Below are 25,444 nucleotides of genomic sequence, written 5' to 3' on the forward strand. Positions count from 1 at the left end.
CCCCGCAGGCCGTGTCCGTGAGGACCGCCTGCGGGGCAGCGGGAGCGGTGGCGGACCGGGCCGCTACTTGGTGATCCGCGGGCCGGACGGCGGCGGGATCGGGGCGGTGGCCAGGGACTGCGGGGAGGCGGGGTTCGCCAGCGCGGACGGCGCGGCGACGGAGGCCGACGGGTCCGCCGGGGCCTCGTCCTCCTCGTCCCCGGCCGGCACGCCGCCGATGATCCGGATGCCCGCGGCGTCGAAGGCCTCCTTGATCCGCCAGCGCAGCTCCCGCTCCACCGCGAACTGCTGGCCCGGCATCGTCTTCGCGGACACCTTCACCGTCATCGAGGCGAGCAGCACCTCGTCCAGGCCCAGCACCTCCACCGGACCCCACAGGCGCTCGTCCCAGGGGGACTCCTTCGCCATCGAGTCGGCGACCTGCTGGACCACCTCGCGGATCCGCGACAGGTTCTCCGAGGGCTTGACCTGCACGTCCACGGCCGCGGTCGCCCAGCCCTGGCTGAGGTTGCCGATCCGCTTGATCTCGCCGTTGCGGACGTACCAGATCTCACCGTTGTCGCCGCGCAGCTTGGTCACGCGCAGGCCGACCTCTATGACCTCGCCCGAGGCGACGCCCGCGTCGATCTTGTCGCCGACGCCGTACTGGTCCTCCATGATCATGAAGACGCCGGAGAGGAAGTCCGTCACCAGGTTGCGGGCGCCGAATCCGATGGCTACACCGGCCACACCGGCACTGGCCAGCAGCGGGGCCAGGTCGATCTTCAGGGCGGCCAGGACCATCAGCGCGGCCGTGCCGAGGATCAGGAAGGACGCCACCGACCGCAGGACGGAACCGATCGCCTCCGACCGCTGGCGCCGCCGCTCGGCGTTGACCAGCAGCCCGCCGAGCGCGGTGCCCTCGACCGCCTCGGCGCTGGTGTTCATCCGGTTTATGAGCTTGGTCAGTGCCTTGCGGACCGCCGAGCGGATCACGGCCGCTATCACGACGATCAGCAGGATCCGCAGACCGATGCTCAGCCAGGTGGCCCAGTTCTGCTCGATGAAGCTCGCGGCCTCGGTGACGCTCTCCTGCGCCTCCTTGACCGAAGCGGGCGTGTCCGGGACATCGGCTGCCAACGGCAGCAGAGCGGCGGGCCAGGGCACGACAGGAACCTCCAGATGTAGCGGTCTGCCCGTCCGGGGGTGTCCCCCCGGACGGGATCCGGGGGCGGCTGCGCGGGCAGACCAACCACACTAACGGGGCAATCCCTTCACCTTGGCGCCGTGTTCGAGGGAGAGACCAGACTCACCTGGGGATGACTGACTGTGGTTGAAAACACCTCGGACCCGTTACGGGCGAGTGGTGGCGCTTCGACCAGCCGTAAGGAGAGACTGGAGAGCAGATCGTCCCGGCGCGAGCCACGCGCCGCCGACGTACAAGGAGGCAGTCCGTGCCGCACGTCCTGGTCCTCAACGCGTCGTACGAGCCCCTCGGCGTCGTACCGCTCCGCCGCGCGCTCGTCCTCGTCCTGGAGAACAAAGCTGTCTCCCTGGAGGAATCCGGCGCCTATCTGCACAGCGCGACAAGGGTCGTCCCCGCTCCCAGCGTGGTACGGCTCAAGCGCTTCGTGCGGGTCCCCTACCGGGGGCCCGTTCCACTCACCCGGCGCGCCCTGTTCGCGCGGGACGGCGGACGCTGCATGTACTGCGGCGCCGTCGCCACCAGCGTCGACCACGTCATTCCGCGCAGCCGGGGCGGACAGCACGTCTGGGACAACGTCGTCGCGGCGTGCCGGCGCTGCAACCACGTCAAGGCCGACCGGCACCTGCTGGAACTGGGCTGGCGGCTGCGCCACCAGCCGGCCCCGCCCTCGGGGCTGGCCTGGCGCATCATCGGCACCGGGCACCGCGATCCCCGGTGGATGCCGTACCTCCAGCCGTACGGGGCCGATGACGCACTGGAGCGGATCGGGATCGGCGTGGCAGCCTCCTGACGGTCCCCCGCCCCGACCGAGCGCCGGCGCGGCTGGAACCAGCCCCGCCGGCGTTCCGAGCCCGGCTTCCCGGGGCGGCGCCCGGGGAAGCCGGGCAGAGGCCGGACGACGGCCTGCGCCCCGTGGCTCCGGCGGAGCCCCCGGCAGGGCTACGGCGTGACCGCGTAGGCCTCCGCCGACCAGAGCGAGCAGCCGTAGCGCGTCGCGCGGCGCTCGCACGTCACCCTCAGGAACCGGGTGTCCGGCGCGTCCAGCCGGAGCGACTCGCGGCCGCCCTTGGAGGACGTGACGGCCGCGGCCGGCCGCCAGGTCACCCCGTCGGCCGAGGTCTCCACCCGGTAGGCCGAGGGGTAGGCGTCCTGCCAGTGCAGCTCCAGCCGGCCGACCCGGGCCGGGGCGGGCAGCTCCGCCTGCCACCAGGCGCCGTCCACCGCCGGTGAGGACCAGCGGGTGCTGGGGGAGCCGTCCACGGCCGCCGAGGCCGGGAAGGCGGCGGTCTCGTTCGCCGAGGAGCTCGCCCGCGCGGTGCGCAGCAGATCCGGTCCGCCGGTACGGGGCACCGCCCGCACCGTCAGGGTGCGGGACTCCCCGTCGAAGGCCACCGGGACCTGGTAGGTGCCCGGCGGGGTGTTCGCTGCGACGACGACCTCCAGCGGTATCGACGCCCGGCCGCCGCGCGGGACCACCGCGGTCTGCGGGAGGCGGACCTCGATCCCGGCCGGCGGCTGCGCCGACAGCGGCCCGCGGACCTCGCCGGGGCCCAGGGCCGACAGCTGGGCGGTGACCCGCTGCGCGGCGCCGCCGATCTCGGCGTCGGTCCTGCCGCCGTCCGCCAGCTCGAAGCGGGCCCGGGGCCCGTCCCCGAACCACGGGACCACCTGGTGCACCACGGGCGCGGCCCCGGCCCAGGCCAGGCGCACCGCGTCAGCGCGCAGCCCCGCCGTGTCGATCTGGGTCCAGCCCGACGCCGCCGCGTCGCCGACCTTGCGCCAGCCCTCGCCCGGTACGTGGGCCTCCACCACGGCGCCCCGCGAGCCCGCCGGGAGCGGGTCCGTCATCACCGTCACCGCCGACACGGGGCGCACGGAGTCCAGCCGGACCGTCCAGGCCTGCGCGTCCTTGGTCACCGTGCCGGTCGTGCGGGCGACTCCGGTCCAGGCGTCCGCCTCCGCCGCCGCCTTCTCCAGGAAGGGGTCCAGGACGGCCTTGTCCACCTGGGCGGGGCCCGGCTCGGCCAGTGCCTCGCGCGCCTCGGCGAGGGACCGGGAGGCCTGCCAGGCGGCCGCCCCGTCCCCGCGGGCCTGGGCCTGCAGGACGTCCACGGCCAGTTCGCCGGCCGTTCCGTAGTGCGAGAGCCGCTCCAGCCAGGGGCCCGCCTCGTCCGACAGGGCGGTCAGCCGGGCCGGGGCCTCGCGCAGCACCGTGAACGCCTTGCGCAGCTCGGTCCCGGCCGCCGGGTCACCCGCCGCCCGGGCCTTCCAGAACTGCTCGACCAGCGGCTTCAGGTACGCCGACTCCTCCTGCTTGAGCCCGGAGGCGGTGGTGTTCCCGGCCAGCGCCGCCACCGCTTCGCGCTCCCGCGGGTCCGAGCCCGCGAGGTCGCGCACCGCGGCCTGCCAGGACTCGCCGGCCCGGTAGCCGCGCGGGTTCCAGGCGAAGTCGGCCGCCGTGAAGAGGGGGATGCGCGACAGGATGGGCTGCTGCATCGCGTTGGACAGCAGCGCCGCCGAGCCGCCCGCCACCGCGGGTTCGCGGCCCGCGTACGGGCCGAGGAAGATGCGGCCCGGATCCCAGTCGTTGACCGGGTAGTTGTCCATGGTGATCAGGGGCTGCTGCCCCAGGGCGGAGCGCGCCCCGGCCAGTTCCCGGCCCGTGATCGTGCGCGGCACGACGCCTACGCCCGTCCAGGCCACTTCCACCCGCGCGTCCAGCCCGCGGGCCAGGGCCGTCCGGTAGGCGGTGGCGCCCTCCTGGTAGTACTCGGTCGGCAGCAGCGACAGCGCGGGCGCCCCCGGATACCGGGAGGCCAGGTGCGCGGCCAGCTCGTTCGCGACCTCCGCGTGCGCCTTCGCGGCGGCCTCCGGACCCCTGCCGTACCGCTGCAGGTCCGCGCGGCAGCCCCACTCGGTGTAGCTGACGTCCTGGAACTGCACCTGGAAGGCGCGGAAGCCCAGGTCCCACATCGAGTCCAGCTTGCGTCCGAGCGCCGCCCGGTCGGCCGCCGACGACAGGCACATGGACTGCCCCGGGGTGACCGCCCAGGCCAGCACGACCCGGTTGGCGCGGGCCCGCTCGGCCAGCGTGCGGAACTCCTCCTGACGCTCCTTCGGGTAGTCCTCGCGCCAGCCCGTCGTGCGGTACGGGTCGTCGCCGGACGCGATCAGCATCCGGTTCTGCTTGGTGCGGCCCATGAAGTCCAGCTGGGCCAGACGCTGCTCCTCGGTCCACGGCTGCCCGTAGAAGCCCTCGGTGATCCCGCGCACCGGCGCGGCCGGCCAGTCGCGCACCAGGACGCCGGGCACCTTCCCGCCGCCCGCGGCCAGCAGCTGACGCAGCGTCTGCGCCGCGTGGAAGAGCCCCTCCTCGCCGACGCCGGCCAGCGCGACGGTGTCCCGCCCGCCGGGCCGTCCCACGGCGAGGCGGTAGCCGCCGTTCGGCAGGTCCGTGGCCGCGGTCGCGCCCAGCGCCAGCAGCGCCTCCTGCGCGCCCGCGTCCTGGAGCCGCACGACGGTGCCCCGCTCGGGCAGCGGCTCCCCGGGCTCCGGCTCGTGCAGGGTTTTCACGCCCGCCTTGCGCAGGGCCTCGCGCACCACCCGGAGGGCGTGCGGATCGGCGTCGGCCGGCGCCACCAGGACGGCCTCCCGGCCGAGCGGCACCTCGCGCGCCGGATCGGCGGCCATCGACTGCGGCCGGGGCCACACGGCGGGCCCTTCGGCGGCGCTCCGGGGGGTGTCGGCGCCCGGGTCGAGCACGGGGCCGACGGTGCCGTTGGCGCCCACGCCGGCGGCACCGGCCGCACCGGCGGTGCCCGGTGCGGCGGTCGGACCGTCCGGCGCGGAGGGCCCCGCGAGGAACCCGGGCGGTGCGGAGGCCACGGCGCCGCCGAGCAGCGACCCGATCACCGCCATGGCGGCGGCCGTCGACCGTTTCCTGCCCCTGAGCTGCACAGAGCCTCCTCGTCGCGAGACGTCCCCCACTCGTACGAATGAGCCCGAGCCCACCACCCGTGCGGCTGGAGTGTCAATGCGGGTGGGCGATCTGCCCCGGATCTGCCAGGAATGCGGCCCCTCCGAGTGGGTATGGCTGCGTTGTTCCCCGGCGGCGTCCCGCTTTTGTGCTCCACGCTTCTGACCCACCCTCATCCCTCCTGCCCGCACGCACGAAGGAGCGCCCGTCCATGGACGACCTGGCCCGGCTCGCCGCCCTGCACGGCATCGCCACCGCCTACCAGCCCGCCCCCGACGTCACCGTCCAGGTCCCCGAGGCCACCATCAGAACGATCCTCGGCCTGCTCGGGGTCGCCACCGACGACGCCGAGAGCATCCGGGTGTTCGCCAAGTCGGCCGCCGGGCGGCTGCTGCCGCCCACGGTGGTGCTCTGGCAGGGGGAGCCCGTCGCGTCGCTCCCGGCCGGGCTCCCGCCGGGCAGCCGGGTCGTGGTGGTGGCGGAGGAGTCGGGAGAGGAGTTCGCCTGGGGGCCCGGACTTCCCCTCGGGGTCCACCGGATCACCGCCGACGCCCCCGACGGGCGGACCGCCGAGGCCACCCTGGTCGTGGCCCCCGAACGGGCCCCCGCCGCGCCCGAACGCGCCCACGGGCTGCTCGTCCAGCTCTACTCCCTCCTGTCCGAGCGCTCCTGGGGCATGGGCGACCTCGGGGACCTCGCGGAACTCGCCCGCTGGGCGGGCCGGACCCACGGCGCGGGCTTCATCCAGGTCAACCCGCTGCACGCCTCCCTGCCGGGGACACCGACCGACCCCTCCCCGTACCGGCCGTCCTCGCGCCGCTTCCCCGACCCCGTCCACCTGCGGATCGAGGACGTTCCCGAGTACGCCGACTGCCCCGAGCGGGAGGCCCTGGCCGAGCTGGCCTCCCGGGGCGCCGCGCTGCGCCACGAGGTGCTGGAGAAGGGTGCGTTGATCGACCGGGACGCCGTCTGGGCGCTCAAGCGACAGGCCCTGGAGCTGCTGTACGCCGTACCGCGGACCTCCGAACGGGAAGCGGACTACCGTGCGTTCCGCGCGCAGGGAGGCGCCTCGCTGGACGTCCACGCGAGTTGGCAGGCCTCGCACATGGGCGAGGACCCGAGGGCGCGCACCGACTTCCACCGCTGGCTGGTCTGGCTGACGGACGGCCAGCTCGCCGCCGCCCAGCGGGCCGCCCGCGAGGCCGGCATGTCCGTCGGCATCGTGCACGACCTGGCCGTCGGGGTGCACCCGGACGGTTCGGACGCCTTCGAGCCGGCCCTCCACGCCCGCTCCGTCTCGGTCGGGGCGCCGCCGGACGCCTTCAACGCGCGCGGCCAGGACTGGGGTCTGCCGCCCTGGCGCCCGGACGCGCTGGCCGGTTCCGGCTACGCCGCCTTCCGGTCGCTGCTGCGCGGGGTGTTCCGGTACGCCGGCGCGCTGCGCATCGACCACGTCATGGGCCTCTTCCGGCTCTGGTGGATCCCGGAGGGGACGCTGCCCGCCGAGGGCGCGTACGTCGGCTACGACGGCGAGGCCATGCTGGCGGTCCTGGTGCTGGAGGCGCACCGGGCCGGGGTCCCGGTCATCGGCGAGGACCTCGGGACGGTGGAGCCGCACGTGCGCCGGGAGCTGGCCCGGCGCGGAGTGCTCGGCACGTCGGTGCTGTGGTTCGAGCGGGACTGGTCGGGCGACGGGAGCCCGCTCGCCCCGCAGGCCTGGAGGGCGGACTGCCTGGCCACCGTCACCACCCACGACCTGCCCCCCACGGCCGCCAAGCTGGCCGGCGGCCATGTGGAACTGCGCGACCGGCTCGGCCTGCTGACCCGTCCGGCGGAGCGGGAGCGGGCCGAGGACGCCGCCGACACCGCCGAGTGGCTGGCCCTGCTGGACGGGCTGGGCCTCGACACCAAGGGAGAGGAGGCCGCCGTACAGGCCCTGTACGCCTTCCTGCTGCGCACCCCCGCGCGCCTGGTGGGCGTATGGCTGCCGGACGCGGTGGGGGACCGGCGGCCGCAGAACCTGCCGGGCACCTGGGACCAGTACCCCAACTGGCGGCTGCCGGTCGCCGATGCCTCGGGCAGGCCCCTGACGCTGGAGGAGCTGATGGCCTCGCCCCGGGCGAACGCGCTGCTCAGCGCGGTGCGGGTGGGAGCGGGTCCCCGTACGGCACCCCCGGGCGCGCGCGGCGTTTAGGTGTTCGCTACGTTTGCACCGTGGACAAGAAGAACGCTCTGCGCGCCGGCGCCGTCTCGGCCGGAACGACGCTGATGATGCTGCTGATGACGTCTCCCGCTCTCGCGCTGACCCGCGACGACGGCGACGACCCGGGCCCGGGCCTGAGCATCGGCGAGACGCTCGGCCTGTACGTGGCCCTGCCGATCGTGATCTTCCTGGTCATCGTGGGCCTCGTGATGGCCCTCGACAAGTCGGACAGGCCGAAGAAGAAGCAGGCCTGACCCGGTCCGGCCCCCTGGGGGCCGGAGCCGTGTGACCTTCCCGGGCGCCGGGGGTCCGCACCGCCGATCCGCATCGGCCGTGCGTCGACCCCCGGCGCCTCGTCATGTCCTCAGACGCCGGCGAGCAGTTTGCGGAGCAGGCCGGTGAGCTGGGCGACCTCCTCGTCGGTCAACCCGGTGAGCGCGGCGCGCTGTACTTCCAGGCCTGCGGTGACGGCCTCGTCGATGAGCGCGAGGCCGCGGTCGGTGATCGTCACCTGGAGCCCCCGCCGGTCGTGCGGATCGGGCTTGCGGCAGAGCAGCCCGGCCTTCTCCAGCTTGTCCAGCCGCCCGGTCATGCCGCCAGTGGTGAGCATGAGCGTCGCCGAGAGCTGACGGGGCGAGAGCGTGTAGGGGTCGCCCGAACGGCGCAGCGTGGCGACGACGTCGAACTCCCCGCGCGAGATGCCGAAGCGCTGGTAGCGCTCCTCCATCGCGTCGCCCATGGCCTTGGCGATCCGGTAGATGCGTCCGAAGACCGCCATGGGGGCCGTGTCCAGCTCGGGGCGCACGGCGAACCACTGGTCCGTGATCGCGTCGACCGCGTCCTTGTCCTGACTCATGAGCGCAGTATTCCGGTTCCCTCGAATCGTTCGCAAGAAAGTTGCTTGACCGTAAGTAGCTTAGCGCTAAGCTACTTACCAGCAACCGAATCGGGGGAGAGGCCGTCATGGCAGTGTTCCGGGGCAGGGCGTCGAAGGCCGGGGAGGCGAAGGTCGCGGGGGAGCGGTCGCTGCTCCTCGGCATCGGAATCAGCGCGATCGGGATCGGCATGTACGTCCCCTTCTCGCTCGTCTTCTTCCACCACGTCACCGGCCTCTCCTTCACCCTCGTCGGCCTGGTCATGACGGTCACCGGCGTCGCCGGGCTGGCCTTCATGCCCCTGGCCGGCTCGGCCGTCGACCGGTTCGGCGCCAAGCGGGTGAACCTGGTGCTCTACGGGATCCGGGCGCTCGGCTTCGCCCTCTACCCCTTCGCGAGCTCCCCGGCCGCCTTCGCGGCCGTCGCCCTCGTCACCGCCCTCGCCGACCGCTCCTTCTCCGTCGTGCAGCAGTCCCTGATCGGGGAAGTGGCGAGGGGCGCCGCCCGCGACCGGCTCCAGGCGTCCACCCGGGCCCTGCAGAACGCCGGCATGGGAGCGGGCGCCCTCCTCGTCTCCGGAGTGCTGGCACTGTGGGGCACCGGCGCGTTCACCCACACCGCCTGGGCCAACTCCCTGGCCTTCGCCCTCGCCGGCCTGCTCGTCGGCCGGGTCCGCCCGGTCCCGGCCGGTGAGGCCCGCGCCGCCACCGCCGGGCGGCCGGACGCCGGCTACCGCACGGTCCTGCGCGACCGCCCCTTCCTCGGGCTCACCGCCGCCAACTTCCTCACCGCGCTGGGCTACTCCGCCCTCTCCGTCCTCTTCCCGCTCTACCTCTCCACCTGGCTGGCGGCCCCCGACTCCCTCACCGGAGCGGCCTTCACCCTCAACACCGCCCTGTGCGCCGGGATCGGCGTGCTGGTCGCGGGCCGCGTCCGCCGCTCCGGCGCCCGCCGCACCCGCTCCGCCGCCCTCGGGTCGCTGCTCTTCGCCGCCGCCTTCGCCGGACAGGTCGTGCTCGGCACGCTGCGCCCCGGCCAGGGCGCGACCCTGGCCGCCCTGCTCGTCATCGTCGTCGTCTACACCCTCGGCGAGCTGGTGCACAGCCCCTCCGGCGGCGCCCTGTCGGTCTCGGCCGCCCCCGAGCCGGTCCGCGGCCGCTACCTGGCCACCTACCAGCTGTCCTACTCGCTGGCCACCGCCCTCGCCCCCTCCCTCTTCACCGCCCTGCTCGCCGTGGACGGCCGCCTGCCGTGGGCCGTCCTCACCGCCGCCGCGCTCGGCGCCGCCCTGGCGCTGGTCCGGCTGGAGCGGCACCTGCCGGCCGAGGCCGTGCACGCGGAGCCCCCGGCCGCGGTCGCCGGCGCCACCCCGGCCGCGGGCGACGCCGACCGCCGGCCGGCCACCGCAACCGCCTGAACCACACCCCCGGTCCCGTCTTCCTCACCCGCACGAGGAGCCACCCGCCATGAAGCGTCTCGCCACCGTCGCCCTGACCGCACTCGCCCCCATCTCCTGGGGCTCGACCTACGCCGTCGCGTCCGAACTGCTGCCGCCCGACCGGCCGCTCTTCACCGGCGTCATGCGGGCCCTGCCCGCGGGCCTGCTGCTCACCGCGCTGGCCCGCACCCTGCCCAAGGGCGAGTGGTGGTGGAAGTCCGCCGTCCTCGGCACCCTCAACATCGGCGCCTTCTTCCCGCTGCTGTTCCTCTCCGCCTACCGGCTGCCCGGCGGGGTCGCGGCCGTGCTCGGCTCCGCCGGCCCCCTGTTCGTCGTGGGCCTCGCCGCCCTCGTCCTCGGGGAGCGCGCGAGCCTGCGTACCGTACTGGCCGCCGTCGTCGGGGCGTTCGGCGTGAGCATGGTCGTCCTCAAGGCCGAGGCGGCACTCGACCTCGTCGGCGTCGTCGCCGGTGTGGTCTCCTCCGCCTCCATGGCCGCGGGCACCGTCATGACCAAGCGCTGGGGCCGGCCCGAGGGCGTCGGGCCGCTCGCCATGACCGGCTGGCAGCTGACCGCCGGCGGGCTGGTCATCGTCCCGGTGGCCGCCCTCGTCGAGGGCGCGCCGCCCGCGCTCGACGGCAAGGCCCTCCTCGGCTACGGCTACATGATGCTGATCAACACCGGCATCGCCTACTGGCTCTGGTTCCGCGGCATCGGGCAGCTCAGCGCGACCTCGGTCACCCTCCTCGGACCGCTCTCCCCGCTCACCGCGGCCGTCATCGGCTGGGCCGCCCTCGGGCAGGCGCTCACCCCCGTACAGCTCGTGGGCATGGTGATCGCCTTCGGAGCAACCGTCGCCGGACAGCTGGCAGCCGCCCGCACCCCGCAACCGTTCAGTTCTGCTGAAAAGAACGATCGGAACATTTCGATGGACCTGACCGATGGCAGGGTGCGACGGTAGGTCCCTCGACATCCGACCCACCCCGAGGGGGAGACACACAGTGGCCGTCCTGGACCGCGCCCGTACCGTTTCGCACGCCGAACCCGGCAGCACCGGCAAGGGTTCCGCCGGGTTCGGCGTCCTCCTCGCCCTGCTCGCGACGGTCGTCTGGTCCGGCAGCTTCGTCGCCACCCGCGGCATGGCCGAGACCGTCCCGCCCGTCCAGGCGGTCTTCTGGCGCTGGATCATCGCCCTCCTCGCCGTCGCCCCCTTCGCCGCCCGCCAGGCCTGGCAGCAGCGGACCCTGATCCGCCGCCACCTGGGGTTCATCGCCCTCGCGTCGCTGTTCGGCGTCGCCCTCTACAACACGCTCGTGCACCAGGCCGGACTGACCACCTCGGCCTCCAACATGGGCATGATCATGGCCGCCTCGCCCGTGATCATGGCGCTCTACGCCCGCCTCGGCGGCGAACGCCTGGGCGCCCGCCGCACCTTCGGGATGCTGCTCGCCGCCTTCGGCGTGCTGCTGCTCGTCGGGGACGGCTCGATCGGCTTCGACTTCGGCGCCGGCGACCTGTGGATGTTCGCCGCCGCCCTCTCCTTCGCCACGTACAGCGCCCTGCTCAAGCGCAAGCCCGCCGAACTCGGCGGACTGGCCTTCCTGATCACCACCTTCGTGCTCGGCGCGCTGATGCTGGCCCCGGCCTACGCCGTCTCCCTCCACGTCCAGGGCGGATTCGAGACGACGGCCGGCACGGTCGGACCGCTGCTGTACGTCGGCGTGTTCTCCTCGGCCGTCGCCTTCTTCGCCTGGAACAAGGCCGTCTCGGTCATCGGGGCGGCCCGCGCGGGAGTCGTCTACTACCTCCAGCCGGTGTGCGTGGCCGGGCTCGGCCTGCTGCTGCTCGGCGAGCCGACCGGACCGGCCCAACTGCTCTGCATGGCGCTGATCCTCGGAGGGGTCGGGCTGGGAAGTGCCCGGCGGTAGGTTCGGGCCCATGACCGAGTGGGACATCAAGAAGCTGCGGATCCTGCGGACCCTCGCCGAACGGGGGACCGTGACCGCGACGGCCGAGGCGCTGCACATGACGCCCTCGGCCGTTTCGCAGCAGCTGACGAACCTCGCCCGGCAGCTCGGTGTGGCCCTGCTGGAGGCACAGGGCCGCCGGGTCCGCCTCACCGACGCCGCCCACCTCGTCCTGCGGCACGCGGAGGAGGTGTTCGCGCAGCTGGAACGGGCCGACGCGGAGCTCGCGGGCTACCTCGCCGGGGACGCGGGGGAGGTACGGGTCGGCGCGTTCTCCACCGCCGTGCCCGCGCTGGTGGTCCCGGCGGTGGCGGAGCTGCGCAAGGCCCACCCGGGGGTGGAGGTCCGGGTCCGGGAGACCGAGGCCGCGGAGTCGTACGAGCTCCTGTCGGCCGGGGGCGTGGACCTCGCGCTGTCCCTGGCGGCCCACGCACCGACCGCGCGGGACCGGCGGTTCACCCGGGTCACGCTCATGGAGGACCCGCTGGACGTGGCGCTCCCGCCGGGGCATCCCCTGCGGGACTCGGCGGAACTGCGGCTGGCGGACCTGTCCGGGGACCCGTGGATCTACGGGGGCAGCGGCCCGTGGTCGGAGATCGCCCGGGGCGCGTGCGAGGCGGCGGGCTTCGTCCCCGAACAGGCCCACTCGGCGTCCGGCTGGACGGCGATCCTGGCCATGGTCGAGGCGGGGATGGGCGTGGCCCTGGTCCCGCGGATGGTGTCGAGCCGGGCCTCCGGCGTGGCGGTACGGGTGCTGTCGCGGGACCGGCCGACGCGGCACGTGATCGCGGCGGTCCGCCGCGGAGCCGAGGCCGCTCCCGCGGTGGCGCACGTACTGGCTGCCTTGCGCGAGGTGGCTTCGGCCCGGCGGTGACCCCGTCGGGCTGGGCCGGAGGTGCCGGGCGCGGGCGGGGCACGCCGCTGCGCGGAGCCTTCTCCCCGCCCCGCCCTTTCTCCGTTTCCCGGGGCTCCGCCCCGGAACCCCGTACGTGCGCTGCGCGCCCGTGCCCTCAAACGCCGGGCGGGCTGGAAATCCAGACCCGCCGGCGTTCGAGGCGCGGGTGCGGGCAGAGCCCGGGGAACTTACACCTGAGCGGCAGCGGCAGCGGCGTCGGCGGCCTGGGCCTTCAGGGCGCGTTCGACGCCCGCCCGGGACTCCGACACCAGACGCCGCAGCGCGGCGTTCGGCTCGGCCGAGGCCAGCCAGGCGTCCGTCGCGTCCAGGGTCTCCTGCGAGACCTGGAGCGCCGGGTACAGGCCCACCGCGATCTGCTGGGCGATCTCGTGGCTGCGGGTCTCCCAGACCTCCTTGACCGCCGCGAAGAACTTCGCGGTGTACGGGGCCAGCAGCTCGCGCTGGTCGGTCTGGACGAAGCCGCCGATCACGGCCTCCTGCACCGCGTTCGGCAGGTCGCCGGACTCCACCACCGAGGCCCACGCCGCGGCCTTGGCCTCCGCCGTCGGACGGGCCGCTCGGGCGGTCGCCGCGTGCCGCTCGCCGGCCGCCGTCGCGTCCCGCTCCAGCTCGGCCGCGATCGCCGGCTCGTCCGCGACGCCCGTCGCGACGAGCCGCTCCAGGAACGCCCACCGCAGCTCGGTGTCGACGGCCAGGCCCTCGATCTCGGCCGAGCCGTCCAGCAGCGCCGACAGGTAGGTCAGCTGCCCCTCGGTGCGGGCGGTGGCCGCGAAGGCCCGCGCCCACGCCAGCTGGTGGTCGCCGGCCGGCTCCGCCGCACGCAGGTGCTCCAGGGTGGCCTCGGTCCAGGCCGCCAGGCCCTCCTCCCGCCACGCCGGGTCGGCGTACAGGTCGACGGCCAGCTTCACCTGACGGTGCAGCGACTGGACGACGCCGATGTCGGACTCCTTGCCGATGCCCGAGAGCACCAGCGAAAGGTAGTCGCGGGTGGCGAGCTCCCCGTCACGCGTCATGTCCCAGGCCGAGGCCCAGCACAGGGCGCGCGGCAGGGACTCCGCGAAGTCGCCGATGTGCGCGGTGACCGCGGCGAGGGACTCCTCGTCCAGGCGGACCTTCGCGTACGACAGGTCGTCGTCGTTCAGCAGGAAGACCGCCGGGCGGGTCCGGCCCACCAGCTCCGGCACCGTGGTCAGCGCGCCGTCGATGTCCAGCTCGATCCGGTCGGTGCGCACGAGCGCGCCGTCCTGGAGCTCGTACAGGCCCACCGCGATGCGGTGCGGGCGCAGCGTGGACTCGCCCTTGGCGCCGGCGGGCAGCGCGGGCGCTTCCTGGCGGATGCCGAAGGCGGTGATCACACCGTTCGCGTCGGTGCTGACCTCAGGGCGCAGGACGTTGATGCCGGCCGTCTCCAGCCACGCCTTCGACCAGGCGGTCAGGTCGCGGCCCGAGGTCTCCTCCAGGGCCCCCAGCAGGTCCGACAGGCGCGTGTTGCCGAAGGCGTGCGCCTTGAAGTAGGCCTGCACGCCCTTGAAGAAGGCGTCCATGCCGACGTAGGCGACGAGCTGCTTGAGCACCGAGGCGCCCTTGGCGTACGTGATGCCGTCGAAGTTGACCATGACGTCGTCGAGGTCACGGATGTCCGCCATGATCGGGTGCGTGGACGGCAGCTGGTCCTGCCGGTACGCCCAGGTCTTCATGGAGTTGGCGAAGGTGGTCCACGCGTGCGGCCACTTCGAGCCCTCCGCGTACGCCTGGCACGCGATGGAGGTGTAGGTGGCGAACGACTCGTTCAGCCACAGGTCGTTCCACCACTCCATGGTGACGAGGTCGCCGAACCACATGTGGGCGAGCTCGTGGAGGATGGTCTCCGCGCGCACCTCGTACGCCGCGTCCGTCACCTTCGAGCGGAAGACGTACTGGTCGCGGATGGTGACCGCGCCCGCGTTCTCCATCGCGCCCGCGTTGAACTCCGGTACGAAGAGCTGGTCGTACTTGGCGAACGGGTAGTCGTAGGCGAACTTCTCCTGGAACCAGTCGAAGCCCTGCCGGGTCACGTCGAAGATCGCGTCCGCGTCGAGGAACTCGGCGAGCGAGGGCCGGCAGTAGATGCCGAGCGGCACGGACTGGCCGTCCTTGCCCTCGTAGGAGCTGTGCACCGCGTGGTACGGGCCGACGATCAGCGCCGTGATGTACGTGGAGATGCGCGGGGTCGGCTCGAAACGCCAGACGTTGTCCTTGACGTCCGCCGGCGCGGGCGTCGGCGAGTTCGAGATGACCGTCCAGCCCTCGGGGGCCGTCACGGTGAACCGGAACGTGGCCTTCAGGTCGGGCTGCTCGAAGCTGGCGAAGACCCGCCGGGCGTCGGGCACCTCGAACTGGGTGTAGAGGTAGGCCTGCTGGTCGACCGGGTCGACGAAGCGGTGGAGGCCCTCACCGGTGTTGGTGTACGCGCAGTCCGCGACGACCCGCAGCTCGTTGGCCCCGGCCGCGAGGTGCGCCAGGGCGATCCGGGAGTCGCGGAAGACGGCTGCGACGTCGAGGGACTTGCCGTTGAGGACGACCTCGTGCACCGCCGGGGCGACCAGGTCGATGAAGGTCTCCGCCCCGGCCTCGGCCGACTGGAAGCGCACGGTGGTCACGGACGGGTAGGTGCCGCCCTCCTGCGCGCCGCTGAGATCGAGTTCGATCTCGTACGAGTCGACGGTGAGCAGCTTTGCACGCTGCTGAGCCTCTTCACGGGTGAGGTTCGTGCCTGGCACGCGGTCATCTCCTTCGATGGTGACGTTGCCCCGACATCCTTCCACGGGGGGACGAGTACCGCCTCGGAGTAATCCACGGGCGAACGCGAGGTCGCAAACCTGCCGGACATCGGCGCCCTGCCTGGGCACGCTGGTGGGCATGACCAGCAGATACCGGGCGATGCCCATCGAGGAGGCGGCGCTCCAGGAGCTCCGCGTGCGCGACGACGCGGGACGGGGCCCCGTCCCGTACACCGACGGGGAGGGCGGGGCACCGCTGCGGTGCTGCCTGCGTACCAGTGCGGCGGGGGAGCGGATCGCGCTCGTCTCCTACGCGCCGCTGCGCCGCTGGGCGGCGAGGACCGGAGCCGATCCCGGCGCCTACGACGAGCAGGGCCCCGTCTTCATCCACGCCGAGGACTGCGGCGGGCCCGCAGGCGGTGGCGGGGGATACCCCTTCGCCCGGGCCGGGGTGCAGCGCACCGCCCGGCGCTACGACGCCCGCGGGCACATACTCGGCGGGCGGGTCCTGGACCTCGGGGAGGATCCCGACGGGGTGGTCGAGCGGGCCCTCGCCGAGGCCTTCGCCGATCCCGGGGTGGCCCTCGTGCACCTGCGCTTCGCCGAGTTCGGCTGCTTCCAGTTCGAGGTGCGCCGGCCCTGACACGGCGGGAGGGCGGGCGCCGCACGGCGCCCGCCCTCCAGGTCGTGCCGGGTGCGGGGTCAGCCGCGCAGCTCCTCGGCCACGAGCTCCGCGATCTGGACCGCGTTCAGCGCGGCGCCCTTGCGGAGGTTGTCGTTCGACACGAACAGGGCGAGGCCGTTGTCCACCGTCTCGTCGACGCGGATGCGGCCCACGTACGAGGCGTCCTTGCCGGCGGCCTGGAGGGGGGTCGGGATCTCGGAGAGTTCCACGCCCGCGGCGTCCTTCAGCAGCTCGTAGGCGCGCTCGACGCTGATCGGGCGGTCGAAGCGGACGTTGATCTGGAGGGAGTGGCCGGAGAAGACCGGCACGCGCACGCAGGTGCCCGAGACCTTGAGCTCCGGGATCTCGAGGATCTTGCGGGACTCGTTGCGGAGCTTCTGCTCCTCGTCGGTCTCGAAGGAGCCGTCGTCGACGATCGAGCCCGCGAGCGGGAGCACGTTGAAGGCGATCGGACGCTTGTAGACGCCCGGCTCGGGGAAGTCGACGGCGCCGCCGTCGTGGACCAGCGCGGTCGCGCCCTCGGCGACGGCCTTGACCTGGCCGTCGAGCTCGGCGACACCGGCCAGGCCGGAGCCGGAGACGGCCTGGTAGGTGGTGGCGACCAGCGAGGTCAGGCCGGCCTCGTCGTGCAGCGGGCGCAGCACCGGCATGGCCGCCATGGTGGTGCAGTTCGGGTTCGCGATGATGCCCTTGGGGCGGTTCTTGATCGCGTGCGGGTTGACCTCGGAGACGACGAGGGGGACCTCGGGGTCCTTGCGCCAGGCGGAGGAGTTGTCGATGACGACGGCGCCCTGCGAGGCGACCTTCTCGGCCAGGGCCTTCGAGGTGGCGCCGCCCGCGGAGAAGAGCACGATGTCCAGGCCGGAGTAGTCGGCGGCGGAGGCGTCCTCGATGGTGATCTCGCGGCCCTCCCACTCGATCGTCGAGCCGGCGGACCGGGCCGAGGCGAACAGGCGCAGCTCGTCCACCGGGAACTTGCGCTCGGCGAGGATGCTGCGCATGACTGCGCCGACCTGACCGGTGGCTCCGACGATTCCGACCCTCACGGTGACTCCTTCTGCTCCGTTACGACGCGGGCGCGCGTGGGGCCATCATGCGTTCGACCCCACGCGCCTTGTCCAATTTATTGTCCGAGGAACGGACGGTGTTCTGAATGTGAACACCCATGACGAGTGCATGGCGGCCGTGTTTCACGGCCCCGGAACGACCGTTTTGCCTGGTCGGGGCCGGTTAGCGTCCGGTCTGTCATGACCGCTATGCGGACATGATCGACTGCTGATCGCAACATACCTCGGGGAGATCCACCGTGCGTGCCATTCGCCGCAACAGCCATCGCCGCCGGTCCATACCGGTGCTCGCCGCCCTCGCGGCCGCCGCCGTCGCCGCACCCGTCCTGCTCGCCGCCACCCCGGCCGCCGCCCACCCGCGCGAGGGCCGGCTCGCCAAGGAGCTGGTGGAGGAGGTCACGGCCAAGGGCGCCTACCGCCACCTGAAGAAGTTCCAGCAGATCGCCGACGCCAACGGCGGCAACCGCGCCGCCGGCACGCCCGGCCACGCGGCCTCCGCGGCCTACGTGCACGACACGCTGAAGAAGGCCGGGTACGACGTCTCCTACCAGGACTTCGACATCTACGAGGCGCACACGAGGACGGAGCGGACCACCGTCCTCGGCCAGGACTCCCGCGAGCTGGCCACCGCCGCCTTCACCTTCACCAAGTCCACCCCGGCGGGCGGCCTGGCCGCGCCGCTCGCGCCCGCCCGGGTCGACGAGACCCCGGGCTGCACGGCGGACGACTACCCGGCCGGCGCCTTCACGGGGAAGATCGCCCTGGTCAAGCGGGGTGCCTGCACCTTCGTGGAGAAGCAGCGGGCCGCGGCCGCGGCGGGCGCGCTCGGCGTCATCGTCTACAACCACAGCGGCACCACCCCGGTGCGGGGCGGCTTCTCCTCGCCCGCCGAGGGGGTCATCCCGAGCGCCGGCATCACGCTGGCCGACGGTGAGGCGCTGGCCGACGCCGCCGGCAAGGGCGAGGTGACCGTACGCCTGGACCTGGACCAAGAGCACCTGAAGAAGACCACCCGCAACGTGATCGCCGAGACCAGGGGCGGCCGCTCCGACCGCGTGGTGACCGTCGGGGCGCACCTGGACTCGGTCGCCGAGGGCCCGGGCATCAACGACAACGGCTCCGGCTCGGCCGGCCTGCTGGAGGTGGCGCTGCGGCTGGCCGAGGAGGGCGCCAACAAGAAGGGGAAGGGGCCCGCCAACAAGGTCCGCTTCGGCTGGTGGTCGGCGGAGGAGCTGGGCCTGCTGGGCTCGGAGCACTACGTCGCGCAGCTGTCCGAGAAGCAGAAGAAGGACATCGCGCTCTACCTGAACTTCGACATGATCGCCTCGCCGAACCCGGTGCAGTTCGTCTACGACGGCGACGACTCGGACAGGACGGGCGCCGGCGCCGGTCCGGCCGGCTCGGCGCAGATCGAGGCTCTGATCAACGGCTTCCTCGACAGGAAGGGCAAGCCGCACGAGGGCAGAGACTTCGACGGCCGCTCCGACTACGGGCCGTTCATCGCGACCGGCATCCCGGCCGGCGGCACCTTCACCGGGGCCGAGGGCATCAAGACGCCCGAGCAGGCCAAGCGGTACGGCGGCACGGCCGGCGCCCCGTACGACCCGAACTACCACGGGGCCGGCGACGACCTGAAGAACCTCGACCTCAAGGTCTTCGACACCAATCTGGACGTGATCGCGCACGCCGTCGGCACCTACGCCGAGTCGCTGCGTTCGCTCGGCAGGTAGCGGAGCCACGGGGAGGAACGGCCCGAGGGGGCGGTGCTCGTCAGAGCGCCGCCCCCTCGGGTCTTCCGTGCGGAAGGTGCTACGGGAGGACCTTCTCGATCTGCACGCTGCCGGTGCCGGCGGCGGTGCCGCGGGCGTTGAGCAGCTCGACCTGGCCGAAGAACTGACGGCCCTCGGGGGCCGGGCTGGTGACCAGGACGTTCGCCGAGACCTGCGCGGTGGCGCCGGTGGCGAGGTTCACCGCGGCGGCCTCGTCGACCTGGACGGAGCCCAGGGCGGCCGAGAAGAACACGTCGCGGTAGTCGTACGTGGTGGAACCGGACGGGATCGCGTAGCCGATCACCTTGACGGTGTAGGTGCCCGCGGCCGGGTTCACCAGGCTCACGGCCTCCTCGGAGTCGCCGTCGGCGGCGGAGCCGACCTTGACGCCGTCCTTGTAGACCTCGAGGTCGAGGTCGGCGGCGGTGTCGGACACCTTGCCGATCGCGACGTCGAGGCGGGAGGTGCCCGCGGGCACCGCGATCTCGGTGGTGTGGGTCTCACCGTTGGCGATGGTCGGCTTGGCGACCTTCGCGGAACCGAGCGGGCCGCCCTTGAGCTTGCCGCCGGAGATGGCCGCGCCGGCGTTCTTGACGCTCCACTGGACCGCGGCCGGGGTGCCCTGCTTCACCTCGGGCAGGACCTTGACCGCGGGGTCGAAGGCCGCGCCGAGCACGGAGACGTCCAGCTTGAACGGGTTGTCCAGGACCGGCGACGTACGACGGGCCTCGACCTCGATCTCCCAGACGCCCGGCGTCGGCTCGGGGTACGAGCGCACGTCGGGGCGGCAGGTGTTGGCCGGGTTGTCGTAGTTCGGGTAGCAGTTGGTCGTGGCCGTCGGGTCGACCGGCACGCCGTACGGGTGGATCGCGATGAAGCGCGTCTGGGCGCCCGCCGCGAGACCGCTGAGCGCGACCTCCAGGCTCTTGGCGCCCGGCGGCACGGTCACGAAGTACGACTTGTGCGAGTTGCGCTGCACGGTGGAGGACTGCGACAGGGAGAACGACGGCGCGGCCAGGGGGGCGGAAGCCACGACGGTCGTCAGGATCTGCTTGTCGATGCCCTCGGTGGTCTCGTCGTCCAGCTGCAGGATGCCGCTGTGGACGCCGGCCGTCTTGGCGTTGGCCTCGACCTTGATGGTGACGGGCTTGTTCAGCGGCAGGGTGACGTAGTCGTAGCCGCCGATGACCTTGAAGGTGCCGTCGTTGTTGCGCCAGCTCAGGTCGTGCCGGGTGCCGTACTTGACGCCCGTGGTGCGGGTGACGACGACGTTGTAGACCTTCTTCTGGCCGACCTTGAGGCCGCCCTCGCGGTCGTACAGGCCGGTGCCGAAGCCCGGGGTCTTCAGGAACTGGTCGATCGCGGTGTCGACCGGCGCCTTGACGGTGAACTCGTTGGCCTTCGCGTCGCGCTGGATGGACTCCCACGCGCCGTTCACGTCGATCAGGCCCGAACCCTGCGCGTGCGCCGGGACGTTGTCGATCTTCTTCGCGGAGCTGGTGAGCGCGACCCGCAGGGAGGCCGGGGTCAGCTTGATGTTCTGCTGCTTCGCGGCCGAGATCAGCAGGGCGCTCGCGCCCGCCGCCTGCGGCGAGGCCATCGAGGTGCCCTGGAGCATGCCGTAACCGGCCGGCAGGGTGTAGCCGGCCTCCTTCACCGGCGCGCCGGGCAGCCAGGTCTGGATGGTGTTGATGGCGGCGCCGGGGGCGCTGATGGTCGGCGTGAAGCCGCCGTCCTCACGCGGACCGCGCGAGGAGAAGGGGAACATGTTGTACTTCGTGCTCACGCCGGAGCCGTAGTTGGCGGCCCACGTCTCCTTCGAGACCGAGGCGCCCACGGAGATGACCTTGTCCGCGAGGGCCGGGTCGCCGATGGTGTTCACACCCGGGCCGGAGTTGCCGGCCGAGATGACCAGCTGGACCCCGTAGGTGTCGACGAGGTTGCGGTACAGCTCGGCGCGCGCGTTGTTGCCGTCGTTCAGCGCCGGCAGGCCGCCGATCGACATGTTGACGATGTCCACGCCGCGGTTGACGACGAGGTCGATCATGCCCTCGGTCAGCGCGATGTTGGTGCAGCCGCCGGACCAGGAGCAGGCGCGCGAGGAGACGAGCTTGGCGCCGGGCGCCTCGCCGTTCATCTTGCCGCCGAAGAGGCTGTTGGCGGCGGTGATGCCGGCGACGTGCGTGCCGTGCTCGGACTCGATGATGCCGATGTTGACGAAGTCGGCCTTCTTGCCGACCCAGTCCCCGCCCAGCGGGTCCATCGGGACGTCCTTGCGGATCTCGATCACGAACGGAATCCGCTCGGCGACCTCGGTCGCCGGGTTGTCCGTGCCGAAGTAGCCGATCTGGTAGCCGTCCTTGTACGGCTTCATCGGCTCGTTGTTCGTGAAGTCGCCGTCCTGGTCGGTGTCCACGCGGACGGTGCCGGCGGCCGCGTCGTACAGCATGCCGAACCGGTCGGTGGTGTCCCCGTCCCGGTTGACGTCGCCCGCCATGTCACCCGTGGCGGTGATCGACTCGCTGAACCGGCTCCACTGGAAGCTGCCCTCGGGCGCCTTCCAGCTCTGGCCGCCCGCGGTGAAGGTGCCGCCCGCGGCGGTGACCGGGGTGATCTGGGCGCGCCAGGTCCCGTCGTTGTCGGTGATCGGGTCGGTGGCCGTCACCCAGTCGACGATCTTGCGCTCGCCGGTGGTGGTCTTCTGCAGGGCCGGGTGGCCGAGGTCGACACCCGAGTCCATGATGCCGATGGTCACGCCGCGGCCGTCGGCCTGCGGGTTCTTCTCGACGAAGTCGACCGCGCCGGTCTCGAAGGACGGGTTGTACGGGTTCTTCGCCGGGGTGTTCTTGTCCGGCGCCGCGTACGTCTCGGCCGCGGTCTTCTTGACCGTCCCGGTCTCCCGGCCGGATTCGGGCCGCGGGTCCGGCAGCTGGATCTCGTGGCGCAGGTCGATGCCGTGCACCGAGGACAGCTTGGCGGCCGCCTTCAGCGCGGCCTCCGCCTGGCCGGTCGGCAGGGTGGCGCGCACGTAACCGAGGTTGTCGTACGTCCGGCCGACCGAGGCGCCCTGGACGGAGTCCAGCTGGTCGGCGACCTGCTTGGTCTGGCCGGGGGCGGTCGCGACCATGACGGTGACGTTCGCGTCACCCTTGGCCTTGGCCTCCTGGAGGAGCTCGACGTCGGCCGAACCGAGCTTCTGGTCAGCGGACTTGACCGCCGGCGAGGTGCCCGGGGTGTCCGCGCCGGTCGCCGCGAACGCGGGCACGGCGCCGCCCGCCACGAGGGCGGCGACCAGGCCGGCCGCGGCCGCGACGCGCGCGGCGCGTCTGGGCCCGGGTATGGAGCTGGGGGATTCGAGGGTCATCAGCATCCCTGGTAAGTGAAAGATACGGTCCGGATTTCGGTGCCGGATGACCGGTCAGCTTTGCGCAACCGACCGGTCTTTGGGGAGGGATGTCATCGACCGAGACCTACGGTGGCGGACACTCGCCAGTGCGGTGTTTCCGCCAGTGGGGCCGTATCCGGGCACAGTGGTGCGAACCACAGGGACTGAACAGTTGATTTATCGACTTAGCGGCCCCAAGTCGGTACCGGGGCGGGGTCGCGCGCCGGTACGGGTGTGACAGATTTCGAGCGATCAGCGCTCGCGCGTGCGCGCGTGATGGCGCGAGGCTTTCGCCCGGTTTCCGCAGGCGGACATCGAGCACCAGCGCCGCGTTCCGTTGCGCGAGGTGTCGTGGAAGTGCAGGACGCAGGTCTCCGATGCGCACTTGCGGATCCGGCCGGGCGCCGCGCCCAGCAGGTCGAGGTAGTCGCGCGCGGCCGTCCAGGCCGGCCCCCAGGCGGGATCGGCGAACTCGGCGCGCTCGCCCGGGCCTTCGGCGGTCAGGGTGGCGCGGATGCGGCCGTGCTCCAGCACGGCGTCGACCAGCGCCCGGGCGCTCTCGTCGGCCGGGTCCGCCACCGCGCGGGCCAGTGCCTCGCGCGCGGTCATCAGGTGGACGAGGGTCGAGGCGTCGGCCCGGAACCGGTCGGCCAGCCCGGTGGACTCCAGCCAGACCGCGAGCCCTTCGACCCGGCTCAGCCCGAAGGCGCCGGCGAAGAGGTCGACGGGCTCACCCTCCTGCACCCAGCGGGTGTTCAGCAGGTCGAGGGCGATCGGCTCCCCGGTCAGGGGCCGCGGGTCCGCCGTCGTCATGTCCGTCTCCTCGCTCGCTAACCCCTCAAGACTACGTGAGCGGTTGACGCCCTTCGCTCTAACCCTTAAATTGGATTTAGAAGGTTAGAACCTTGGAAACGGTCTGGGGAAGGACCCGTCATGACCACCGTCATCAGCAAGCTCCGCACCGGGCACGTCGGCCTGAACGTCACGGACCTGGAGCGCTCGCTCGCCTTCTACCGGGACGCCCTCGACTTCCAGGTGCTGGGGGAGGGCAAGGAGGAGGACCGCCGCTTCGCCTTCCTCGGCCGGGACGGCGAGCTCGTCCTCACGCTCTGGCAGCAGGCCGACGGCGCCTTCGCGCCGGCCGCGGCCGGGCTGCACCACCTGGCGTTCTCGGCCGACGCCGTCGAGGAGGTGCGCGCGTACGAGGAGCGGCTGCGCGGCCTGGGCGTCGCGTTCGCCTACGAGGGCGTCGTGGCGCACGGCGAGGGCGCGGCGTCCGGCGGCATCTTCTTCCACGACCCCGACGGCACGCGCCTGGAGATCTCCGTACCCACCGGTGCCGAGCATGCCCCCGCCCCCACCACGGGCGCTCCGACCTGCGGGTTCTTCTGATGAGCGGGGTCTACCACTGGGGCGCGCTGGCGGTACAGGAGCGGGTCGGCGTGCGCGGGCCGGCCGAGCACGTCGGCCGCTCGATCGGCACGGGCATCCGCGACGTCGCCGCGGCCTTCCTGGAGCTCCAGCCGCACCTGGTCGTCGGGGCCGCCGACGGCGCCGGCCGGATGTGGGCCTCTTGGCTCACCGGGCCGCCCGGCTTCGTACGGGCCACCGGTCCGCACCGGATCGCCGTCGCGGGCGGTCCGCCCGCGGGCGACCCGCTCGCCGAGGCGTTGGCCACGGCCGGGACCCGGGTCGGGACCATCGCGCTCGACCCGCGGACCCGGCGCCGGATGCGGTTGAACGGAGCCCTCACGGCGACCCCGCGGGGCTTCGCCGTCGAGGCCGAGCAGGTCTTTGCCAACTGTCCGAAGTACCTGCAGAAGCGGCAGCCGCTGGAACTGGTCGCGGAGGGGGCCGGTGTGGTGGCCCGCGGGGACGCGCTCACCCCCGGCCAGGTGCGCACCGTACGCGGCGCCGACACCTTCTTCGTCGCCACCACGGCCGAGGCGGAGGGGGCCGACGCCAGTCACCGGGGCGGCCTGCCGGGTTTCGTGGAAGTGCTTTCCCCGGTCGAGCTGGCCTGGCCCGACTATGCGGGTAACGCGATGTTCCTGACCCTGGGGAACCTGACGGCCGATCCGCGGGCCGGGCTGCTCTTCCCGGACTGGGAGAGCGGGTCCGTCCTCCAGCTCAGCGGCCGGGCCTTGACGGAGTTCGCGCCCGACGGCGGCCGCCGCACCCGCTTCCGGGTGGAGTCGGTGGTGGAGGCCGTGCATCCGGGGCGGCTGCTGTGGAGCACCCCGGAGTACTCCCCTCACCTCGGGAGCACCACCAGGTAGGCGGCGGGCTCGCGGTCGCCGGACGCCGTCAGGGCGGTCCGGATGACCGCGGCCTGCTGCTCGGGCCAGTCGCGGAGCTTGCGCGGGGTGATGTGCACGACGGTCACCCCGAGCCGCTCCAGCGTCTCGCGCTTGCGCACGCACTCGGACCACTCCTCGTCCTCCCCCTGGCGCGGGGCGCGGGTGTCGATCTCCACGGCCACGGCGTGCTCGGGCCAGTACGCGTCGACCCCGCCGAGGTGCGGGCCGCCGGGGATCCGCAGGTCCACGTTCCAGACGGGGTCGGGGAGTTCGTAGCCGCGAACGACCTGGTACAGCCGGTTCTCGGCGATGGCCCGGCCCTCCGCGAGGAGGGACTCGACGGCGTCCACCACGTGCGGCCGGTTCAGCAGCCGGGCCACCGTCAGCTCGCGTACGACGGCGGCCGGTTCGCAGTGCCCGCTGCGGACGGCCTCGCTCAGCAGCCGGCGCACGGTGCCGGCGTCCGAGAGCTGCGCGACGGCGTCGGCGACGGCCCGCGCGACGGGCGCCACGGGCAGCCCGGTGACCTCCAGGGACCGGGGCGCGGTGTGCGCGCGCACGATCCGCACGTCGCCGGTGGACCGCAACCGCCGGGTGCCCGGCACCAGGACGTCGATGTGGGAGAGGGCGAGCAGCGGGGGCGCGGAGGCGAAGCGGTACAGGGCCAGCGCCGCCAGCCCGGTGATCATGGCCTCGCCCGCGCCGCGCCGTCCCGCGTACAGCAGCGCGGCGTGCAGCCGCTCCTCGCTCGTCGCCGGTCCGGCGTGGAGCAGGAACACGCCCGGCAGGATCTGCCGCCAGGGCCGCTCGGCGGCCTCGGAGGCGCTCACGCCGTGCTCGCGCAGCTGTGCGAGGGTCAGCACGCGGGGACGGTTGCCGGTGAGGTGGGCGAGGGGGAGGGGTGCGTTGTGGTTCATG

General features: G+C 73.0%; 19 protein-coding genes. 11 read left to right on the forward strand and 8 right to left on the reverse strand.

The features are described 5' to 3' along the window. Positions 1-63: 63 nt before the first annotated feature. Entirely contained in the window at positions 64-1,146 is a 1,083-nt protein-coding gene (locus OHA91_RS24610) for a mechanosensitive ion channel family protein (RefSeq protein WP_245239965.1), read from the reverse strand. 287 nt (positions 1,147-1,433) lie between these two features. On the opposite strand from OHA91_RS24610, the gene OHA91_RS24615 reads away from it, so the two are divergent. Continuing rightward, positions 1,434-1,976, forward strand: a complete 543-nt coding sequence (locus tag OHA91_RS24615; protein WP_030650158.1) for an HNH endonuclease — start codon at positions 1,434-1,436, stop codon at positions 1,974-1,976. A gap of 149 nt (positions 1,977-2,125) precedes the next feature. On the opposite strand, the gene OHA91_RS24620 is transcribed toward OHA91_RS24615, so the two are convergent. Beyond that, positions 2,126-5,143, reverse strand: coding sequence for a beta-N-acetylglucosaminidase domain-containing protein (locus OHA91_RS24620; protein ID WP_328740023.1), 3,018 nt, complete (start codon positions 5,141-5,143; stop codon positions 2,126-2,128). A 230-nt stretch (positions 5,144-5,373) separates the two neighbouring features. On the opposite strand from OHA91_RS24620, the gene OHA91_RS24625 reads away from it, so the two are divergent. Both OHA91_RS24625 and OHA91_RS24630 read left to right on the forward strand, forming a co-directional pair. Beyond that, on the forward strand, positions 5,374-7,356 hold the full coding sequence (locus OHA91_RS24625; protein ID WP_328740024.1) for a 4-alpha-glucanotransferase: 1,983 nt from the start codon (positions 5,374-5,376) through the stop codon (positions 7,354-7,356). A 20-nt stretch (positions 7,357-7,376) separates the two neighbouring features. After that, positions 7,377-7,619 (forward strand): hypothetical protein, encoded by a 243-nt coding sequence (locus tag OHA91_RS24630; protein WP_030650150.1) that lies wholly within the window; start codon positions 7,377-7,379, stop codon positions 7,617-7,619. A gap of 110 nt (positions 7,620-7,729) precedes the next feature. On the opposite strand, the gene OHA91_RS24635 is transcribed toward OHA91_RS24630, so the two are convergent. Beyond that, entirely contained in the window at positions 7,730-8,221 is a 492-nt protein-coding gene (locus tag OHA91_RS24635) for a MarR family winged helix-turn-helix transcriptional regulator (RefSeq protein ID WP_031145553.1), read from the reverse strand. 107 nt (positions 8,222-8,328) lie between these two features. Here OHA91_RS24635 and OHA91_RS24640 point away from each other — a divergent pair, with 107 nt between their 5' ends. Genes OHA91_RS24640 through OHA91_RS24655 form a run of 4 tightly spaced genes read left to right on the forward strand, consistent with a single transcriptional unit; the run spans position 8,329 to position 12,519 of the window. Next, positions 8,329-9,657: an MFS transporter gene (locus tag OHA91_RS24640; protein WP_328740025.1), complete on the forward strand. Its 1,329-nt coding sequence runs from the start codon at positions 8,329-8,331 to the stop codon at positions 9,655-9,657. 49 nt (positions 9,658-9,706) lie between these two features. Next, positions 9,707-10,639, forward strand: coding sequence for an EamA family transporter (locus OHA91_RS24645; RefSeq protein ID WP_328740026.1), 933 nt, complete (start codon positions 9,707-9,709; stop codon positions 10,637-10,639). 40 nt (positions 10,640-10,679) lie between these two features. After that, positions 10,680-11,606 (forward strand): DMT family transporter, encoded by a 927-nt coding sequence (locus OHA91_RS24650; RefSeq protein ID WP_381705819.1) that lies wholly within the window; start codon positions 10,680-10,682, stop codon positions 11,604-11,606. A 10-nt stretch (positions 11,607-11,616) separates the two neighbouring features. Next, a complete protein-coding gene (locus OHA91_RS24655; protein WP_266501128.1) occupies positions 11,617-12,519 on the forward strand; it encodes a LysR family transcriptional regulator in 903 nt (300 codons plus the stop codon). Between the two features lie 209 nt (positions 12,520-12,728). On the opposite strand, the gene pepN is transcribed toward OHA91_RS24655, so the two are convergent. After that, a complete protein-coding gene (gene pepN / locus OHA91_RS24660; protein WP_328740027.1) occupies positions 12,729-15,320 on the reverse strand; it encodes an aminopeptidase N in 2,592 nt (863 codons plus the stop codon). 139 nt (positions 15,321-15,459) lie between these two features. Here pepN and OHA91_RS24665 point away from each other — a divergent pair, with 139 nt between their 5' ends. Continuing rightward, the gene (locus tag OHA91_RS24665; protein ID WP_031145566.1) at positions 15,460-15,963 is read left to right on the forward strand and encodes a DUF1203 domain-containing protein; all 504 of its coding nucleotides are present in this window, start codon (positions 15,460-15,462) and stop codon (positions 15,961-15,963) included. Between the two features lie 59 nt (positions 15,964-16,022). Here OHA91_RS24665 and OHA91_RS24670 read toward each other — a convergent pair whose 3' ends face one another. Beyond that, positions 16,023-17,051 carry an aspartate-semialdehyde dehydrogenase gene (locus OHA91_RS24670; RefSeq protein ID WP_031145568.1) on the reverse strand — a complete coding sequence of 343 codons (1,029 nt, stop codon included), beginning with the start codon at positions 17,049-17,051 and terminating at the stop codon, positions 16,023-16,025. 260 nt (positions 17,052-17,311) lie between these two features. Between OHA91_RS24670 and OHA91_RS24675 the strand changes: the two genes are divergently transcribed. Continuing rightward, positions 17,312-18,802, forward strand: coding sequence for a M28 family metallopeptidase (locus tag OHA91_RS24675; RefSeq protein WP_328740028.1), 1,491 nt, complete (start codon positions 17,312-17,314; stop codon positions 18,800-18,802). A gap of 79 nt (positions 18,803-18,881) precedes the next feature. On the opposite strand, the gene OHA91_RS24680 is transcribed toward OHA91_RS24675, so the two are convergent. Both OHA91_RS24680 and OHA91_RS24685 read right to left on the reverse strand, forming a co-directional pair. Then, positions 18,882-22,205: a S8 family serine peptidase gene (locus OHA91_RS24680; RefSeq protein ID WP_266501139.1), complete on the reverse strand. Its 3,324-nt coding sequence runs from the start codon at positions 22,203-22,205 to the stop codon at positions 18,882-18,884. Between the two features lie 273 nt (positions 22,206-22,478). Then, positions 22,479-23,039: a CGNR zinc finger domain-containing protein gene (locus OHA91_RS24685; protein ID WP_328740029.1), complete on the reverse strand. Its 561-nt coding sequence runs from the start codon at positions 23,037-23,039 to the stop codon at positions 22,479-22,481. 120 nt (positions 23,040-23,159) lie between these two features. On the opposite strand from OHA91_RS24685, the gene OHA91_RS24690 reads away from it, so the two are divergent. Next, a complete protein-coding gene (locus OHA91_RS24690) occupies positions 23,160-23,618 on the forward strand; it encodes a VOC family protein (protein ID WP_266501144.1) in 459 nt (152 codons plus the stop codon). Continuing rightward, positions 23,618-24,505, forward strand: coding sequence for a pyridoxamine 5'-phosphate oxidase family protein (locus OHA91_RS24695; RefSeq protein ID WP_031145580.1), 888 nt, complete (start codon positions 23,618-23,620; stop codon positions 24,503-24,505). The genes OHA91_RS24690 and OHA91_RS24695 overlap by 1 nt, the downstream gene beginning before the upstream one ends. On the opposite strand, the gene OHA91_RS24700 is transcribed toward OHA91_RS24695, so the two are convergent. Beyond that, the gene (locus OHA91_RS24700) at positions 24,481-25,443 is read right to left on the reverse strand and encodes a hypothetical protein (protein ID WP_031145582.1); all 963 of its coding nucleotides are present in this window, start codon (positions 25,441-25,443) and stop codon (positions 24,481-24,483) included. The two genes, OHA91_RS24695 and OHA91_RS24700, sit on opposite strands and share 25 nt — an antisense overlap. Position 25,444: the final 1 nt, after the last annotated feature.

Origin of the sequence: Streptomyces erythrochromogenes, assembly GCF_036170895.1 — a bacterium.
Classification (GTDB): domain Bacteria; phylum Actinomycetota; class Actinomycetes; order Streptomycetales; family Streptomycetaceae; genus Streptomyces; species Streptomyces erythrochromogenes.